General features: G+C 70.5%; 16 protein-coding genes and 1 pseudogene. All 17 read left to right on the forward strand.

Annotation, left to right across the window (positions count from 1 at the left end; all coding sequences use genetic code 11):
* Positions 1–10: 10 nt before the first annotated feature.
* Positions 11–1,108, forward strand: a complete 1,098-nt coding sequence (aroB, locus tag CHAN_RS06565) for a 3-dehydroquinate synthase (RefSeq protein WP_290293081.1) — start codon at positions 11–13, stop codon at positions 1,106–1,108.
* Positions 1,105–1,554: pseudogene (aroQ, locus tag CHAN_RS06570) on the forward strand (type II 3-dehydroquinate dehydratase); the annotation flags it as partial. The gene aroB and the pseudogene aroQ, both read left to right, overlap by 4 nt.
* Positions 1,555–1,655: 101 nt before the next feature.
* Complete coding sequence (locus CHAN_RS06575; protein ID WP_290293084.1) at positions 1,656–2,780, forward strand: M24 family metallopeptidase; 1,125 nt, start codon at positions 1,656–1,658, stop codon at positions 2,778–2,780.
* 114 nt (positions 2,781–2,894) lie between these two features.
* Positions 2,895–3,458: an elongation factor P gene (efp, locus tag CHAN_RS06580; RefSeq protein ID WP_048743730.1), complete on the forward strand. Its 564-nt coding sequence runs from the start codon at positions 2,895–2,897 to the stop codon at positions 3,456–3,458.
* 11 nt (positions 3,459–3,469) lie between these two features.
* The gene (nusB, locus tag CHAN_RS06585) at positions 3,470–4,141 is read left to right on the forward strand and encodes a transcription antitermination factor NusB (RefSeq protein ID WP_290293088.1); all 672 of its coding nucleotides are present in this window, start codon (positions 3,470–3,472) and stop codon (positions 4,139–4,141) included.
* A gap of 37 nt (positions 4,142–4,178) precedes the next feature.
* Entirely contained in the window at positions 4,179–5,060 is an 882-nt protein-coding gene (locus tag CHAN_RS06590) for a PPK2 family polyphosphate kinase (protein WP_290293091.1), read from the forward strand.
* Between the two features lie 8 nt (positions 5,061–5,068).
* Positions 5,069–5,332, forward strand: coding sequence for a hypothetical protein (locus CHAN_RS06595; RefSeq protein WP_290293094.1), 264 nt, complete (start codon positions 5,069–5,071; stop codon positions 5,330–5,332).
* A 330-nt stretch (positions 5,333–5,662) separates the two neighbouring features.
* The gene (gene pyrR, locus CHAN_RS06600) at positions 5,663–6,262 is read left to right on the forward strand and encodes a bifunctional pyr operon transcriptional regulator/uracil phosphoribosyltransferase PyrR (RefSeq protein WP_048743725.1); all 600 of its coding nucleotides are present in this window, start codon (positions 5,663–5,665) and stop codon (positions 6,260–6,262) included.
* Positions 6,259–7,215 (forward strand): aspartate carbamoyltransferase catalytic subunit, encoded by a 957-nt coding sequence (locus CHAN_RS06605; protein ID WP_048743723.1) that lies wholly within the window; start codon positions 6,259–6,261, stop codon positions 7,213–7,215. The genes pyrR and CHAN_RS06605 overlap by 4 nt, the downstream gene beginning before the upstream one ends.
* Positions 7,212–8,585 carry a dihydroorotase gene (locus tag CHAN_RS06610; protein WP_377748509.1) on the forward strand — a complete coding sequence of 458 codons (1,374 nt, stop codon included), beginning with the start codon at positions 7,212–7,214 and terminating at the stop codon, positions 8,583–8,585. Before CHAN_RS06605 ends, CHAN_RS06610 begins: the two co-directional genes overlap by 4 nt.
* Complete coding sequence (gene carA, locus CHAN_RS06615; protein WP_290293100.1) at positions 8,585–9,814, forward strand: glutamine-hydrolyzing carbamoyl-phosphate synthase small subunit; 1,230 nt, start codon at positions 8,585–8,587, stop codon at positions 9,812–9,814. The genes CHAN_RS06610 and carA overlap by 1 nt, the downstream gene beginning before the upstream one ends.
* 3 nt (positions 9,815–9,817) lie before the next feature.
* Positions 9,818–13,159 (forward strand): carbamoyl-phosphate synthase large subunit, encoded by a 3,342-nt coding sequence (gene carB / locus CHAN_RS06620; protein WP_290293103.1) that lies wholly within the window; start codon positions 9,818–9,820, stop codon positions 13,157–13,159.
* Between the two features lie 21 nt (positions 13,160–13,180).
* Positions 13,181–14,047, forward strand: a complete 867-nt coding sequence (gene pyrF / locus CHAN_RS06625) for an orotidine-5'-phosphate decarboxylase (protein ID WP_377748514.1) — start codon at positions 13,181–13,183, stop codon at positions 14,045–14,047.
* 380 nt (positions 14,048–14,427) lie between these two features.
* Positions 14,428–14,751, forward strand: coding sequence for an integration host factor, actinobacterial type (gene mihF, locus CHAN_RS06630; RefSeq protein WP_046651387.1), 324 nt, complete (start codon positions 14,428–14,430; stop codon positions 14,749–14,751).
* A gap of 5 nt (positions 14,752–14,756) precedes the next feature.
* Positions 14,757–15,326: a guanylate kinase gene (gene gmk, locus CHAN_RS06635; RefSeq protein WP_048743719.1), complete on the forward strand. Its 570-nt coding sequence runs from the start codon at positions 14,757–14,759 to the stop codon at positions 15,324–15,326.
* A gap of 142 nt (positions 15,327–15,468) precedes the next feature.
* Positions 15,469–15,750 (forward strand): DNA-directed RNA polymerase subunit omega, encoded by a 282-nt coding sequence (rpoZ, locus tag CHAN_RS06640; protein WP_048743718.1) that lies wholly within the window; start codon positions 15,469–15,471, stop codon positions 15,748–15,750.
* 13 nt (positions 15,751–15,763) lie between these two features.
* Complete coding sequence (gene coaBC / locus CHAN_RS06645; protein WP_290293110.1) at positions 15,764–17,023, forward strand: bifunctional phosphopantothenoylcysteine decarboxylase/phosphopantothenate--cysteine ligase CoaBC; 1,260 nt, start codon at positions 15,764–15,766, stop codon at positions 17,021–17,023.
* The last annotated feature ends 118 nt before the right edge of the window (positions 17,024–17,141 follow it).

Here is a 17,141-nt window from a genome sequence, read left to right on the forward strand (position 1 = left end):
CACGCGAACCGTGACCACCATCCCCGTCAACGGACCCGCCCCCTACGAAGTGCGGATCGGTTCCGGACTCGTGCCGCAGATCGCCGACGCCGCCGGCGAGGCCGCCAACGTCTGCGTGATCCACCAGGGCAGCGTCGCCCCGGCCGCCAACCGCATCGTGGAGGCGCTGTCCGCCAAGGGGGTCTCGGCCTTCGCCCTGGAGATCGCCGACGCCGAAGCGGGCAAGACGCTGGAGTCCGCCGGGCGCTGCTGGGACGTGCTGGGCGAGCGGGGCCTGGGCCGAGCCGACGCGATCGTCGCCGTGGGCGGCGGCGCCGCGACCGACCTGGGCGGGTACGTCGCGGCGGCGTGGATGCGCGGCATCAAGGTCTACCAGGTGCCCACGACGCTGCTGGCCATGGTCGACGCCGCCGTGGGCGGCAAGACCGGCATCAACACCGCGGCGGGCAAGAACCTGGTCGGCGCGTTCCACGAGCCGTCGGGAGTGTTCGTCGACCTCGATTTCCTGCGCACGCTGCCGATGGCGGAAGTCGTCGCGGGTTCGGCGGAGATCATCAAGGCCGGATTCATCTCCGACACGGCGATCCTGGACCTCTACGAGTCCGACCCCGCCGCCTGCCTCGACGTCGACGGCGCGCTGCCGGAGCTCATCGAGCGCGCGATCAAGGTCAAGGCGCACGTGGTCTCCGAGGACCTGAAGGAGGCCGGCCTGCGCGAGACGCTGAACTACGGCCACACCTTCGGCCACGCCGTCGAACGTCACGAGGATTACCGCTGGCGCCACGGCCACGCCGTCGCCGTGGGCATGGTCTACGTCGCCGAGCTGGCGCGCATCGCGGGGCTCATCGACGCCGGACTGGTGGAGCGCCACCGCCGGATCCTCGAGTCGATCGGCCTGCCCACCACGTACGCGGGCGACCGCTTCGACGAGTTGTTCGCCGGCATGACCCGCGACAAGAAGAACCGGCGCGGCACGCTGCGCTTCGTGGCGCTGACGGCGCCGGGGGAGACCACGCGGCTGGAGGGCCCGCCCGAGGAGCAGCTGCGCGAGGCCTACGCGGCGCTCGTCGCGAACGGCGCCCCCGCGGACGAGGAGTCGGCGCGATGAACGGCGCGGTGAAGGGCACCACGGTACTCGTGCTCAACGGCCCCAACCTCAACCGGCTGGGCAAGCGCCAGCCCGACGTCTACGGCGCGACGACGCTCGACGACGTCGTCGCCGGACTGGAATCGCTCGCCGACGAGCTCGGCGTCACCGTCGATTGCCGCCAGTCCAATCACGAGGGCGAGCTCATCGACTGGGTGCACGAGGCCGCCGACGAGGGTTGGCCCGTGATCATCAACCCCGGCGGCTTGACCCACACTTCCGTCGCCCTGCGCGACGCCCTCGCCGAGGTCGCCGACGGCGCCGGCTTCCACGAGGTCCACATCTCGAACGTCCACGCCCGCGAAGAGTTCCGCCACACGTCCCTGCTGTCCCCGCTGGCCGCCGGCATCATCGTTGGCTGCGGGACGGACGGCTACGGCCTGGCGCTGCGCCGGGTCGCGGGCCGCATCAACGCCACCGCATCCGACGGCTCCGCCAACCTCGGGGCCACCACCACCGCCGACGCCACCACCCCCGGCGCCGCCATCACCGACGAGGAGACCACCCGATGAGCGCCACCGAGCACGCCACCGGCCCGCACACCATCGATTACGTCGGCCGCCGGGCGCGGCTGGCCGAGCAACTCGACGCCGTCGGCTGCGACGCCATCGTCATCGACCACCCGGTGCACGTGCGCTGGCTGACCGGCTTCACCGGCTCCAACGGCGCGGTGCTGGTCAACGCCGACGGTTCGGCGATGGTTTCGACCGACGGCCGCTACACCACCCAGATCGGGGTGCAGGCGCCGGAACTGGAGCTGCACGTCTCCCGCACCTGCGCCGTCGAACTCGCCGGCCGGGCCAGTGCGGCGGGCGTCGGCCGCCTCGGCTTCGAGGCCGCGCACGTCTCCGTCGCCGCCATGCGCCGCATCGGCGCGGCGCTGGATTCCGACGGGCGCACGGAGCTGGTGGAAACGGCCGACCTCGTCGAAAAGCTCCGTGCCGTCAAGGACGACGCCGAACTCGACGCGCTGCGCGAGGTCGCCGCCATCGCCGTGAAGGCGTTCGAGGACCTGGTCGCGTCCGGCGCGATCGCCGCCGGTACGACCGAGCGCGCCATCGCCGCGGACCTCGAGCACCGCATGCGGCTCGGCGGGGCGGACGGCATCGCGTTCGACACCATCGTCGCGTCCGGGCCGAACTCCGCGAAGCCCCACGCGGGCGCGGAGGACCGGGTGCTTTGCGACGGCGACCTGATCACCATCGACTTCGGGGCATCGAAGAACGGGTACCACTCCGACAAGACGCGCACGCTCGTCGTGGGCGGGTCCGAGGCCGCGGACGACTTCGCCCGCGAGATTTACTCGACCGTCCTGCGCGCGCAGCTCGCCGGAATCGAGGCCGCGCGGCCCGGCACGCCGCTGGCCGACGTGGACCGCGCGTGCCGCGAGGTCATCGTCGCCGCCGGGCACGGGGAGTACTTCGTCCACTCCACCGGCCACGGCATCGGCCTCGACGTCCACGAGGCTCCCTTCGCCTCCAGCCGATCGCAGGAGACCCTGGCCACGGGCATGACGCTGACCATCGAACCGGGCATCTACGTCCCCGGCTTCGGTGGCGTGCGCATCGAGGACACGGTGATCGTCACCGACGGCGAGCCGGAGATCATCACCCCGCTGCCGAAAACGGTCTGAGCCGCCCTTCCCGGGCCCCGATCCGGGGGAGCGGCGCGCCGCTTTAGCGCTGGGGCGGCGGCGGGGGTATCGTGTACCGGTCAGACCCGTCGCCTAACCACACAGGAGCTTTTCGTGGCATCCACCTCCGACTTCAAGAACGGCCTCGTGCTGAAGATCGACAACAAGCTGCAGCAGATCGTCGAGTTCCAGCACGTCAAGCCCGGCAAGGGCCCCGCGTTCGTGCGCACGAAGCTCAAGGACGTCGTCTCCGGCAAGACCACCGACAAGACGTTCAACGCCGGCGTCAAGGTCGAGACCGCGACCGTCGACCGCCGCGACATGACCTACCTGTACCGCGACGGCGAGGACTACGTCCTCATGGACGAGAAGACCTACGACCAGATCAACCTGGCCCCGCACCTGATGGGCGACGCCGCCCGCTTCCTGCTGGAGAACACCTCGGTGCAGGTGTCCTTCCACGAGGGCGAGCCGCTGTTCGCCGAGCTGCCCGTCTCCGTCGACCTGACCGTCCAGCAGACCGACCCGGGCCTGCAGGGCGACCGCTCCACCGGCGGCACCAAGCCCGCCACCCTGGAGACGGGCGCCGAGGTGCAGGTCCCGCTGTTCATCGAGACCGGTGACGTCCTGAAGATCGACACCCGCGACGGCTCCTACCTGTCGCGCGTGAACAACTAGTCGCGCGCTCCATGAGCGAAAAGAATTCCGGCAAGGATTCCGGCAAGGAAATCAACTACAAGCGCCGCGGCGCGCGCTACCGTGCCCGCCGCCGCGCGGTGGACCTGCTGTTCGAGGCCGAGCAGCGCGGCGTCGACCCGGAGAAGCTGATCGACGAGCGCCTGGTGCTCGCCCGCGACGAGCAGTCGGGCGTCGCCCCCATCGCCGAGTACACCGAGGAGATCGTCCGCGGCGTGGCGCTGGAGATCGACGGCATCGACTCGACGATCGCCTCCTACCTCTCACCGGAGTGGCCGATGCGCCGCCTGCCGGCCGTCGACCGCGCGATCCTGCGCGTGGGCACGTGGGAGCTGTTCCACAACCCCGACGTGCCGCCGCGCGTGGCCGTCGTCGAGGGCGTGGAACTGGCCAGCGAGTACTCCACCGACGTCGCGCCGCCGTACATCAACGCGGTGCTCGACGCGGAGGCCGACATCGCCGGCCAGGCCCGCATGGCCGCCGCCGCGGTGCGGGTGTCCTCCGCCCCGGCGGATGCCGCGCCCATCGTGCCCGGCACGCCGACGATGCCGGAACCCGGCGTCGAGGTCGTCGAGGCCGGCCCGGCCGATGCCACGGACGCGGCGGACGATGCCGGCGCGGGGCCGTCGTCAAGCGCGGAAACGGGCGAGGCGAAGGCCGACTAGCGATACCCGGCCGGCCGAACGCGGCTAGCCTTGCCCCATGGGCAAGAAAAGAAAGCACCGCCACTTCACCCTGGACGACGCCGAAGCGCTGAAAGTCGGGGAGGGGTGGCGGCTTTCGCTTGTCGACGCCGACGCCACCCCGGGTCTGCCGAACGACGGGGATGGCAAGGAGATCGCGGCCGACCTCTTCGACGACCATGACGAGGAAATCGCCGACCTGCAGGAGCGGATGTACGCCGCGTCGCGCAGCGGGGACGGGACCGCGCCGAGGATCGTCATCGTGCTGCAGGGCATGGACACCGCCGGCAAAGGCGGCGTGGTGCGCCACGTGCTCAAGGGCATCGACCCGCAGGGCGTGGAAGTGTTCACCTTCGGGCGGCCGACCGAGGAGGAGAACGAGCACGACTTCCTGTACCGGGCGCGCATCCGCATGCCGAAGCCCGGGCGCATCGGCGTGTGGGACCGGTCGCACTACGAGGCCGTCCTGGTGGAGAAGGTCAAGGAACTGACCCCGCTCGATGAGATCGAGGGGAGGTACGACCAGATCGTCGCCTACGAGGAGAGCCTCGCCGCCGAGGGCATCCACCTGATCAAGGTGATGCTGCACATCGACCGCGACGAACAGTACGAGCGTCTGATGGACCGGCTCGACCGCGACGACAAGCACTGGAAGTTCGACGTCGGCGACATCGACGACCGCGCGCTGTGGGACGACTACCAGGACGCCTACGACATCGCGCTGCGCCGTACGTCGACCGAGGCCAACCCCTGGTACTGCGTGCCCGCCAACCACAAGTGGTACTCCAGGCTCGTGGTCAAGGGCCTGCTGCTGGATACGCTGCGCGGACTGGAGCTGGAATGGCCGCGGGCGGAGTTCGACGTGGAGGACGCGCGGGCCAGGCTCGAGGCGACGAAGTAGTGGCGGTGGTGGCCCATCGCGGAATGCGCCAACCCGGGCGCTTTGCGACGATCGCCGTCGCCGTGGTGCTCGCCGCGTCGATCGTGGTGCAGACTGCGGGGAACATGGCCGACATGTTCGGCAACCCGTGGGCGTGGGCGTTCAACATCGCGGGTCTGGCCGGCGCACTGTGGCTGCGCAAGACCTGGTTGGTTGTGCTCGCGGCGATCGCGATTCTGTGGCCCATCGTGGTCATGGTCCCGCTCATGGCGTTTTTCTTCGGAGCTCCGTGACGCGGTGTCGGTCCGTTCTCCCGCCTTGATCGCGTGCTTATCCGCACGGGCGGCGGGCTTACCCACCCCGAATGCGCACACCCACCCGTTACAGCGGGTGGGTGTGCGCATTCGGGGTGGGTTGACGAGCGGGGAGAGGGGCCGCAGCTGCCTTTCGGGGTGAGTTGGCGAGTGGGAGAGGGTCGTTGCCGCGTGTCGCAGTTCACCGCGGCCGGCGACCGGGGGTGATCGGGGCGCCGGGAGCGGGCTGGTAAGATCGCTGCCGTAACCGTGGGCAATCACGGGACATCCTTTAACGGACCGCACGGAGAGGCGGGGAAGGAGGTCACGATGAGCGACAACACGAACCCGGCGACCCCGGCGGGCGGCACTTCCGCAGATACGACGGAACTGCTGAACGCGGACGAGGTCGGCCGGACCGTCGCGCGCATCGCGCACCAGATCATCGAGAAGACCGCTTTGGACGGATCGAGCGCGCCGAGGGTGGTGCTGCTGGGCATTCCGTCGGGCGGCGTGCCCCTGGCCGAGCGACTGGCCGAGCGCATCGAGGAATACTCCGGGGTGAAGCCGGAAACCGGTTCCCTGGACATCACGCTGTTCCGCGACGATCTGCGGAACCGCCCGCATCGCGCACTGCAGCCGACGCGGATCCCGGACGCCGGCATCGACGGCACCATCGTGGTGCTGGTCGACGACGTGCTGTTCTCGGGCCGCACCATCCGGGCCGCGCTGGACGCGCTGAACGACATCGGCCGCCCGGACATCATCCAGCTGGCGGTCCTCGTCGACCGGGGCCACCGCCAGCTGCCCATCCGCGCCGATTACGTGGGCAAGAACCTGCCGACGGCGCGGCACGAGGACGTCCGCGTCCTGGTGGAGGACATCGATGGCCGCGACGCGGTGATCCTGAGCCGGGCGCAGGTGTCGTGAAGCACCTGCTGAGCATCGCCGATCTGTCGAAGGACGAGATCGTCGGCCTCATGGACGAGGCGGATCGCTTCAGGGAGGCCCTGGCGGGCCGCGAAATCAAGAAGCTGCCGACGCTGCGCGGCCGCACCATCTTCACCTGCTTCTACGAGAACTCCACCCGCACCCGCGCGTCGTTCGAGACCGCGGGCAAGTGGATGAGCGCCGACGTGATCAACATTTCGGCATCCTCGTCGTCGGTGAAGAAGGGCGAGAGCCTCAAGGACACCGCGCTGACGCTCGACGCCATCGGCGCCGACGCCATCGTGGTGCGCCACCCGGCGTCGGGGGCCGCGAAGCTCATCGCCGAGTGGACGGGGAAGCACGGGCAGCAGCCGGCGATCATCAACGCCGGCGACGGCAAGCACCAGCACCCGACGCAGGCGCTGCTGGACGCGGTGACGCTGCGCCAGCGGCTGGGCGCGATCGAGGGGCGGAAGATCGTCATCGTCGGCGACATCCTGCACTCCCGCGTCGCCCGCTCCAACGCCGACCTGCTGTCGGCCCTGGGCGCCGAGGTCGTCTTCGTCGCCCCGCCGACGCTCCTGCCCTTCGGCGTGGAGAATTGGCCGGTGCGCGTGGCGCACCGCATGGAGCCGGAGCTGCCCGACGCCGATGCGGTGATGATGCTCCGCGTCCAGGCCGAGCGCATGGACGGCGGGTTCTTCCCGTCGCACCGCGAGTACGCGACCAGGTACGGCCTGTCCCGGGACCGGGAGAAGCTGCTTCGCGACGACTGCGTGGTCATGCACCCCGGCCCGATGCTGCGAGGCATGGAAATCAACGACCACGTCGCCGACCTGCCGCGCACCGCCGTGCTGCAGCAGGTGTCCAACGGCGTGCACGTCCGAATGGCCGTGCTGTTCACGCTGCTGACGGCGGAAACGTCGTTCTCCCCGGAAGGAGTGGCACAGTGACCGGAACCGAGAACGGACCCCACCACGACGACTCCGCGTTCCCGCCCGTCGGCCCGCTGGCGGCCGCCGCCTCCGGTGAGCTGCTGCTGACCGGCGTGCGCCCGTACGGCGAGGGCGAGGACGTCAACGTGCTCATCCGCGACGGCGTCATCGCCGAGATCGGCGCCGGCGTCGAGGCGTCGGACGATGACGCCCGAGTGCTCGACTTCGATTCGCTGGTCCTGTTGCCCGGGCTGGTGGACATCCACGTCCACCTGCGCGAGCCGGGCCGCGAGGACACGGAAACCCTGGCGACCGGCTCGGCCGCGGCCGCGCGCGGCGGCTTCACCGCCGTGTTCACCATGGCCAACACCGCGCCCGTCACCGACGACCCGGCCATCGCCGAGTCGGTGTGGCTGAAGGCGCAGGCCATCGGACTGTGCGACGTGCACCCGGTCGGCTCGATCACCAAGGGGCTCAAGGGCGAGGGCCTGACCGAATTCGGCATGATGGCCGACTCGCAGGCCAAGGTGCGCATGTTCTCCGACGACGGCAAGTGCGTCGACGACCCGCTGATCATGCGCCGCGCCATCGAGTACGCCCGCGGCGAGGACGTCCTGCTGGCGCAGCACTGCGAGGACCCGCGCCTGACCAAGGGCGCCGTCGCCCACGAGGGCCCGACCGCCGCCCGCCTGGGCCTCGGCGGCTGGCCGCGCGTGGCCGAGGAGTCCATCGTCGCCCGCGACGCCATCATGGCGCGCGACTACGGCGGCCGCATGCACATCTGCCACGCCTCCACCGAGGGCACCGTCGAGCTGGTCAAGTGGGCGAAGGAGCGCGGCATCCCGCTGACGGCGGAGGTCACCCCCCACCACCTGATCCTCACCGACGCCCGCCTGGAGACCTTCGACGGCGTCAACCGCGTCAACCCGCCGCTGCGCGAGGACCGCGACGCGAAGGCGCTGCGGCAGGCGCTCATCGAAGGCGTCATCGACTGCGTGGCCACCGACCACGCGCCGCACGGCTCGGAAGAGAAGTGCTGCGAATTCGAGCACGCCAAGCCCGGCATGCTCGGGCTCGAGACCTCGCTGCCGATCATCGCGAAGGAGTTCGTCCTCGACGGCCCCTGCGACTGGCGCTGGCTGGCGAAGGTCATGAGCGAACGGCCGGCGGAGATCGTCCGCCTGCCCGGCCACGGCCGCCCGATCGCCGTCGGCGAGCCCGCGAACCTGACGGTCGTGGACCCCGGCCGGGCCTGGACGGTCCACGGCGCCGATCTGGCGTCGAAGGCCGAGAACACCCCCTACGAAGACATGGAGATGGCCGTCTCGGTCGCCGCGACAGTGCTGCGCGGCCGCGTCACGGCCCACGACGGAAAGGCGACCGCCTGATGGGCAAGCACCACAAGGACACCCTCCATGCCGGAGAGAACGAGAAAGGCAGCCACGTGAGCAACGCCCCCGCGGACGAAAACACCCCCGCGGTCCTGGTCCTGGCCGATGGCAAGGTCTTCCGCGGCCGAGGATTCGGCGCGACCGGAACGACCCTCGGCGAGGCGGTCTTCACCACCGCCATGACCGGCTACCAGGAAACCCTGACCGACCCGTCGTACCACCGCCAGATCATCGTCGCCACGCCGCCGCAGATCGGCAACACCGGATGGAACGACGAGGACTCGGAGTCCCACGACGGCCGCATCTGGGCCGCGGGCTACGTCATCCGCGACCTGTCCCGCGCCCCGTCGAACTGGCGCAGCCGCCGCACGCTCGTCGACGAAATGGTCGAGCAGGGCCTCATCGGCATCCGCCAGGTGGACACCCGCGCCATCGTCCGCCACATCCGCGACCACGGCGCCGTCGCCGCCGGCATCTTCTCCGGCGAGGACGCCGCGCGCCCGGTCGACGAGCTGGTCGAGATCGTCCGCGCCCAGCCGTCGATGGCCGGCGCGAACCTGTCGGAGGAGGTCACGGCGGGGGAGACCTACGTGATCGAGCCGGAGGGCGAGGCCAAGGCGACCGTCGTGGCATACGACCTGGGCATCAAGGCCAACACCCCGCGCGAGCTGGCCAAGCGCGGCGCCCGGGTCGTCGTCGTCCCGGCGAACACCCCGTACCCGGAGATCAAGAAGGAGCACGCCCCGGACGGCGTGTTCATCTCCAACGGCCCCGGCGACCCGGCCACCGCCGACGCCATGGTCCAGGTGGCCAAGAACGCCATGGACGACGGCATGCCGCTGTTCGGCATCTGCTTCGGCAACCAGATCCTCGGCCGCGCCCTTGGCCTGAGCACCTACAAGATGCGCTTCGGCCACCGGGGCATCAACGTGCCGGTCAAGGACCACGTCACGGGCACCTTCTACATCACGGCCCAGAACCACGGCTTCGCCCTGGAGGGGGAGCCGGGCAAGAGCTTCGACACCCCGTGGGGTCCGGCGAAGATCACCCACACCTGCCTCAACGACGACACCGTCGAGGGCGTGGCGCTCGAGTCGGGCATGGCCTTCTCCGTGCAGTACCACCCGGAGTCGGCGGCCGGCCCGCATGACGCCCACAACCTCTTCGACGACTTCATGGCGCTGATGGACCGCGCCGGTTCGAACAACCAGGAAGGCCAGAACTAGAACATGCCTCGCCGCAACGACATCAATCACGTCCTGGTCATCGGTTCCGGCCCGATCGTCATCGGCCAGGCCTGCGAGTTCGACTACTCGGGCACCCAGGCCTGCCGCGTCCTCCGCGAGGAGGGCCTGCGCGTCACGCTGATCAACTCCAACCCGGCCACGATCATGACGGACCCGGAGTTCGCGGACTCGACCTACATCGAGCCGATCCAGACCTCGTACATCGAGAAGATCTTCGCCAAGGAGGCCGCGGAGGGCCACCCGATCGACGCCGTGCTCGCTACGCTCGGCGGCCAGACCGCCCTCAACGCCGCCATCGCGCTCGACCGCGAGGGCATCCTGAAGAAGTACGGCGCCGAGCTCATCGGCGCCGACATCCCCGCCATCCAGCGTGGCGAGGACCGCCAGAAGTTCAAGGACATCGTCGCCAAGATCGGCGGCGAATCCGCCCGCTCCCGCGTGTGCCACAACATGGCCGAGGTCCACGAGACCGTCGCGGAACTCGGCCTGCCGGTCGTCGTCCGCCCGTCGTTCACCATGGGCGGCCTGGGCTCCGGCCTGGCGTACAACCAGGAGGACCTGGAGCGCATCGCCGGCGGCGGCCTCGCCGCCTCGCCGGAGGCCAACGTCCTCATCGAGGAGTCCATCCTCGGCTGGAAGGAGTTCGAGCTCGAGCTCATGCGCGACGGCGACGACAACGTCGTGGTCATCTGCTCGATCGAGAACGTCGACGCCCTCGGCGTCCACACCGGCGACTCGGTCACCGTGGCCCCGGGCCTGACGCTGACCGACCGCGAGTACCAGATCATGCGCGACCAGGGCATCGCCATCCTGCGCGAGGTCGGCGTGGCCACCGGCGGCTGCAACATCCAGTTCGCCATCAACCCGCGCGACGGCCGCCTGATCACCATCGAGATGAACCCGCGCGTGTCCCGCTCCTCGGCGCTGGCGTCGAAGGCCACCGGTTTCCCGATCGCGAAGATCGCCGCGAAGCTGGCCATCGGCTACACGCTCGACGAGATCACCAACGACATCACCGGCGAGACCCCGGCCGCGTTCGAGCCGGTCCAGGACTACGTCATCGTCAAGGCCCCGCGCTTCGCGTTCGAGAAGTTCCCGGGCGCCGACGACACCCTCACCACGACCATGAAGTCCGTGGGCGAGACCATGGCCATCGGCCGCAACTACATCGGCGCGCTGGGCAAGGTCATGCGCTCGCTGGAGTCGAAGCCGGCCGGCTTCTGGACCAAGTCCGACGAGTACATCGCGGGCGATCGCGCGAACGACCTCGAGGCGGTGCTGGAGGACCTCAAGCGCCCGACCGAGGGCCGCATTTACGACGTCGAGCTGGCCCAGCGCCTGGGCGCCACCGTCGAGCAGATCCACGAAGCCTCCGGCCTGGATCCGTGGTTCATCACCGAGATGGAGAACCTGCAGGACATCCGCAAGGCGCTTCTCGACGCCCCGGTCGTCGACGAGCAGCTGCTGCGCGAGGCGAAGTACTGGGGCCTGTCGGACGCCCAGATCGCCGCCCTGCGCCCGGAGCTGGCCGGCGAGGAGGGCGTGCGCGCCCTGCGCTGGCGCCTCGGCGTGCACCCGGTCTTCAAGACCGTGGACACCTGCGCCGCCGAGTTCGAGGCGAAGACGCCGTACCACTACTCGGCCTACGAGCTCGATCCGGCCGCCGAGTCGGAGGTCGCGCCGCAGACCGAGAAGGACAAGGTCATCATCCTGGGCTCCGGCCCGAACCGCATCGGCCAGGGCATCGAGTTCGACTACTCGTGCGTCCACGCCGCGCTGGAGCTGTCCCGCGTCGGGTACGAGACCGTCATGGTCAACTGCAACCCCGAGACCGTCTCCACCGACTACGACACCGCCGACCGCCTGTACTTCGAGCCGCTGACGTTCGAGGACGTCATGGAGGTCTACCACGCGGAGTCGCAGTCCGGCACCGTCGCCGGCGTCATCGTCCAGCTCGGCGGCCAGACGCCGCTGGGCCTGGCCGAGCGCCTGGAGGCCGCGGGCGTGCCCATCGTCGGCACGACCCCCGACGCCATCGACCTGGCGGAGGACCGCGGCGAGTTCGGCAAGGTGCTCGCCGAGGCCGGCTTGCCCGCGCCGAAGTTCGGCACCGCCACCTCCTTCGAGGAGGCGCGGCAGGTCGCCGACTCCATCGGTTACCCGGTCCTGGTCCGCCCGTCCTACGTGCTGGGCGGCCGCGGCATGGAGATCGTCTACGACGAAGCCACGCTGGAGGACTACATCAACCGCGCCACGGAGCTTTCCGACGAGCACCCGGTGCTGGTCGACCGCTTCCTGGACAACGCCATCGAGATCGACGTCGACGCCCTGTGCGACGGCGACGAGGTCTACCTGGGCGGCGTGATGGAGCACATCGAGGAAGCCGGCATCCACTCGGGCGACTCCGCCTGCGCACTGCCGCCGATGTCGCTGGGCCAGGGCATCATCGACCTGGTCCGCGAGTCGACGCGGAAGCTGGCGCACGGCATCGGCGTCAAGGGCCTGATGAACGTCCAGTACGCGCTGCGCGACGACACCCTCTACGTCATCGAGGCGAACCCGCGCGCGTCGCGCACGGTGCCCTTCGTGTCGAAGGCCACGTCGGTGCCGCTGGCCAAGGCGGCGTCGCGCATCATGATGGGCGCAACCATCGCCGAGCTGCGCGACGAGGGCATGCTGCCGCGCGACGTCGACGGCGGTTCGCTGCCGCCGGAGTCGCCGATCGCGGTGAAGGAGGCCGTGCTGCCGTTCAACCGTTTCCGCAGCCCGGACGGCCGCGAGCTGGACAGCCTGCTCAGCCCCGAGATGAAGTCCACCGGCGAGGTCATGGGCCTGGCGGGCGACTTCGGCGCGGCGTACGCGAAGTCGCAGGCCGCGGCCTACGGCGAGCTGCCGACCGAGGGCACCGTGTTCGTGTCGCTGGCCAACCGCGACAAGCGCACGCTGGTCTTCCCGCTGCAGCGCCTCGCGGGCCTGGGCTTCCGCATCCTGGCCACCCACGGCACGGCGGGGATGCTGCGCCGCAACGGCATCGAGTGCGAGGTCGTCAACAAGCTCACCGAGGACGGCCCGGAGACCGCCGGCGAGAAGACGATCGTCGACGTCATCCGCGGCGGCGAGGTCGACCTGGTCATCAACACCCCGGTCGGTTCTGCCGAGGTCCGCTCCGACGGCTACGAGATCCGCGCCGCCGCGGTGGCCATGAACATCCCGTGCGTCACCACGGTCCAGGGCGCCGTCGCGGCAGTCCAGGGCATCTCCGCGGTGCGCAACAACGAGATGGAGGTGCGGGCCCTGCAGGACCTGCACGTCCTCGGGCAGTAGGCCGCCGTGGCGGACAACGTCGTGGCGACCCCGCCGCGGGACGGCGGCCGCGCGGGCTTCGGCTCGCGCCTGGTCGCCGCCACGCGGGAACGGGGGCGCCTGTGCGCGGGCATCGACCCGCACCCGTCGCTGCTGCGCGACTGGGGCCTGAGCGTCGACGCCGACGGCGTGGAGACCTTCACCCGCATTTGCGTGGAGGCCTTCGCCGGCACGGTGGCGCTGGTCAAGCCCCAGGTGGCCTTCTACGAGGCGTTCGGCTCGAAGGGTTTCGCGATCCTCGAGCGCGCGCTGGCGGAGCTTTCCGACGGCGGGGCGCTGACCCTGGCCGACGCCAAACGGGGCGACATCGGGTCCACGATGGCCGCCTATGCGGACGCGTGGCTGTCCGACGGCTCCCCGCTCGCGGTCGACGCCGTGACGGTGTCCCCGTACCTGGGCTTCGGGTCCCTGGAGCCGGCGCTGTCGCTGGCGGAGGCCACGGGCCGCGGCGTGTTCGTGCTCGCCGCGACGTCCAACCCGGAGGGCCGTTCGGTGCAGGGCGCCGTGCTCGAGCGCGAGGGCCGCACCGTGGAGCTCGCCCAGGACATCGTCGACCGTGCGGCGCAGCGCAACGCGCCGCACGTCGCCGCAGGTGAGCCCGCCGGTCCGGTGGGCGTCGTCGTGGGCGCCACGCTCGAGCGGGCGCCCCGGCTGGACGAGCTGAACGGGCCGATCCTCATGCCCGGCGTGGGCGCCCAGGGCGCCGGCCCGGCCGACGTCGACAGGCTCGCCGGCGACTGCTCGAGGCTCGCCCTGCCGAACATTTCGCGCGGGATCCTGCGCCACGGGCCCGACGCGGGCGCGCTCGCGCGGGCGGTCGAGGAGGCGGCGGGGGAGTACCCCGCGTAGGCCGCGAGGGCCGCCGCACGGTCCGTTTCCGGAGCAAGGCTACCGCCGTTCCAGCCCGGCCACCTGCTGTTAGTTGGTGGCTCGGATTGGGGCGGCGGTTCTTGCACTCGGCGATCCGGTGCTATGCTGGCCGAAGTTGATCGGCCCATCGCCCAGGTCGGCGGCCTGCACGGGTCCCGGACGCACCATCGGTTCACCGGCGGACGTTTCCGGGGCATCGTCGCAAAGCAATCGCGTGACTCGGGCGAAGGGCCGTGTGATGTCTCCCTCGGGGGACACGCGCGGCGCATTGACACGAAATCGTGTTGGTGAGGTACGGTCACCTCCGGTCCGAATGACCGGACCATCCCCAAAATGTCTAGTTTTTAACGGAGGAACCCGTGGCCCTTCCGCAGTTGACCCCTGAGCAGCGTGCAGCCGCCCTTGAGAAGGCCGCCCAGGCCCGCAAGGTCCGAGCCGAGCTGAAGGACAAGCTCAAGCGTGGCGCTACCGACCTGCCCGAGGTCCTGAAGCAGGCCGACGAGGACGAGATCATCGGCAAGATGAAGGTCTCCGCTCTTCTCGAGGCCCTGCCGAAGGTCGGCAAGGTCAAGGCCCAGGAGATCATGACCGACCTGGAGATCGCCCAGACCCGCCGCCTGCGCGGCCTCGGCGACCGCCAGCGTCGCGCCCTGCTGGAGCGCTTCGGCTTCTCCGCCGAGTAATCGCGATGCCCGGGGACTCCGCTTCTCGACTGGTGGTCCTTTCCGGCCCCGCCGGCGTCGGCAAATCGACCGTCGTCGGCAGGCTCCGCGCCGAGGTGCCGGACCTTTACTTCAGCGTCTCCATGACCACCAGGGCCCCGCGCCCGGGAGAGGTCGACGGGAAGGACTACTTCTTCGTCGACCGCGAGGAGTTCGACCGTCGCATCGACGCCGGGGAAATGCTCGAGTGGGCCGACATCCATGGCGGCCTCCAACGCTCGGGCACGCCCCGCCGCCCGGTGGAAGAAGCCCTCGCCGCAGGGCGCCCCGTGCTGGCCGAGGTCGACCTCGCCGGCGCCCGCGCGATCCGGGAATCTTCCCCCGACGCGCACCTGGTCTTCCTCGCCCCGCCGAGCTGGGACATTCTCGTGGAGCGGCTCACCGGCCGCGGCACGGAAACCGAGGAGCACATCAAGCGCAGGCTGGAGACGGCCCGCACCGAGATGGACGCGATGGACGAGTTCGACCGGACGGTCGTCAACGAGGACGTCGACGAAGCCGTCGCGGAGATCACCGCGGCGCTGCTCGGCAAATGATTTTCCGGCGGTTGGGGCCGGGATGCTTCGCCATCCCCGCGCCGCCGCCGGTTTTCACGCGCCGGGGGACCTTCGCCGGGACCCCGGGGCGCGCACACTTTCACATTCAGGCTTTCACAACCAGGACAGGGAGATCGTCACAGTGACCCAGGACATCACCGCCGCACCCGAAGCCGTCTTCGACCCGCCGGTCGGCATCACCAACCCGCCGATCGACGAGCTGCTGAAGACCGCGTCGTCGAAGTACGCGCTGGTCATCTTCGCCGCCAAGCGCGCGCGGCAGATCAACGACTACTACCAGCAGATCGACGAGGGCATGCTCGAGTACGTCGGCCCCCTGGTGACGCCGGGCGTCGCCGAGAAGCCGCTGTCGATCGCCCTGCGCGAGATCAACGCCGGCATGCTCGAGCACACCGAGGGCTAGGCGGGCGATCTGCATGGGGGTTGATGGCCGCCGTTTGAACGTCGTCGTCGGAGTGTCCGGGGGGATCGCCGCCTACAAGGCGTGCCACCTGGTCCGCGCCTTCACCGAGCGGGGGCATTCCGTCCACGTGGTGCCGACGCCGTCGGCGCTGAACTTCGTCGGGGCCGCAACCTTCGAGGCGCTGTCGGGCAACCCGGTGTCGACCACCGTGTTCGACGCCGTGGACGAGGTGCGCCACGTCCGTATCGGCCAGGAGGCCGACCTGGTCGTCGTCGCCCCCGCCACCGCCGACCTGATGTCGCGCGCGGCGCACGGCCGCGCCGACGATCTGCTCACCGCGACGCTGCTGGTGGCCACGTGCCCGGTCGTCTTCGCCCCGGCGATGCACACCGAGATGTGGAACCACCCCGCCACCCGCGACAACGTCGCCACCCTGCGCCGACACGGCGCCATCGTCCTGGACCCCGCGCACGGCCGCCTCACCGGCGTCGACACGGGGCCCGGCCGGCTGCCGGAGCCCGAGCAGATCGCCAAGCTCGCCCTGTTGGCGGCCGAGAAGCCCGGGGCGTTCACCCGGGACCTGGAGGGCAAGCGGGTCGTCGTCACCGCCGGCGGGACCCGCGAGGCGATCGACCCGGTCCGGTTCATCGGCAACCATTCCTCGGGCCGCCAGGGCTTCGCCCTCGCCGACGTCGCCGCCCAGCGCGGCGCCGACGTCACGCTCATCGCCGGATCGGTCGATGCGTTGGGCACCCCGCCGGGCGTGACCCTGCGGTCGATCACTTCGGCCCGCGACCTCCATGACGCGGTCGTGGAAGAGGCCCCGGGCGCGGACGTGGTCATCATGGCCGCCGCCGTCGCCGATTTCCGCCCGGGCACCGAATCCGACTCGAAGCTGAAGAAGGGCGCGTCCGACGACGCCCTGTCCCGCATCGAGCTGGTGGAGAACCCCGACATCCTCGCCGATGCCGTCCGCCGCCGCGCGGACGGGGAGCTCGACGCCGCCACGGTCATCGTGGGCTTCGCCGCGGAAACCGGCGACGCCACCGCGACGCCGCTGGAGCACGCGAAGACGAAGCTCGCCCGCAAGGGCTGCGACCTGCTCATGTGCAACGACGTCTCCGGCGGCGCCACCTTCGGCGCGGAGGACAACGTCGGCTGGATCCTCGACGCCGACGGCACGATCGACGACGTCCCCCGCGGATCCAAGCACGCCGTCGCGGCGAACATCCTCGACGCGGTCGCCCGCCGGGTCGCGGCCGCCCGAGGCTGACCGCCGGCCGTCGCAAAGCGCTGAGCGCACGGCGCAACGCGCACGGCGCAACGCGCACGGCGCAACGCGGAAGCGCGAAACGTAAGCTCGACACCCGCCCCCGCATCCGGACCCCGGC

It is taken from the genome of Corynebacterium hansenii, assembly GCF_030408795.1.
GTDB lineage: Bacteria > Actinomycetota > Actinomycetes > Mycobacteriales > Mycobacteriaceae > Corynebacterium > Corynebacterium hansenii.

What these genes read in the sequence shown, in the direction of transcription:
- CHAN_RS06575 (WP_290293084.1), top strand. Translation starts at nt 1,656, where the DNA reads ATGAGCGCCACCGAGCACGCCACCGGCCCGCACACCATCGATTACGTC.
- nusB (WP_290293088.1), top strand. Translation starts at nt 3,470, where the DNA reads ATGAGCGAAAAGAATTCCGGCAAGGATTCCGGCAAGGAAATCAACTAC.
- CHAN_RS06590 (WP_290293091.1), top strand. Translation starts at nt 4,179, where the DNA reads ATGGGCAAGAAAAGAAAGCACCGCCACTTCACCCTGGACGACGCCGAA.
- pyrR (WP_048743725.1), top strand. Translation starts at nt 5,663, where the DNA reads ATGAGCGACAACACGAACCCGGCGACCCCGGCGGGCGGCACTTCCGCA.
- carA (WP_290293100.1), top strand. Translation starts at nt 8,585, where the DNA reads ATGGGCAAGCACCACAAGGACACCCTCCATGCCGGAGAGAACGAGAAA.
- carB (WP_290293103.1), top strand. Translation starts at nt 9,818, where the DNA reads ATGCCTCGCCGCAACGACATCAATCACGTCCTGGTCATCGGTTCCGGC.
- gmk (WP_048743719.1), top strand. Translation starts at nt 14,757, where the DNA reads ATGCCCGGGGACTCCGCTTCTCGACTGGTGGTCCTTTCCGGCCCCGCC.
- coaBC (WP_290293110.1), top strand. Translation starts at nt 15,764, where the DNA reads ATGGGGGTTGATGGCCGCCGTTTGAACGTCGTCGTCGGAGTGTCCGGG.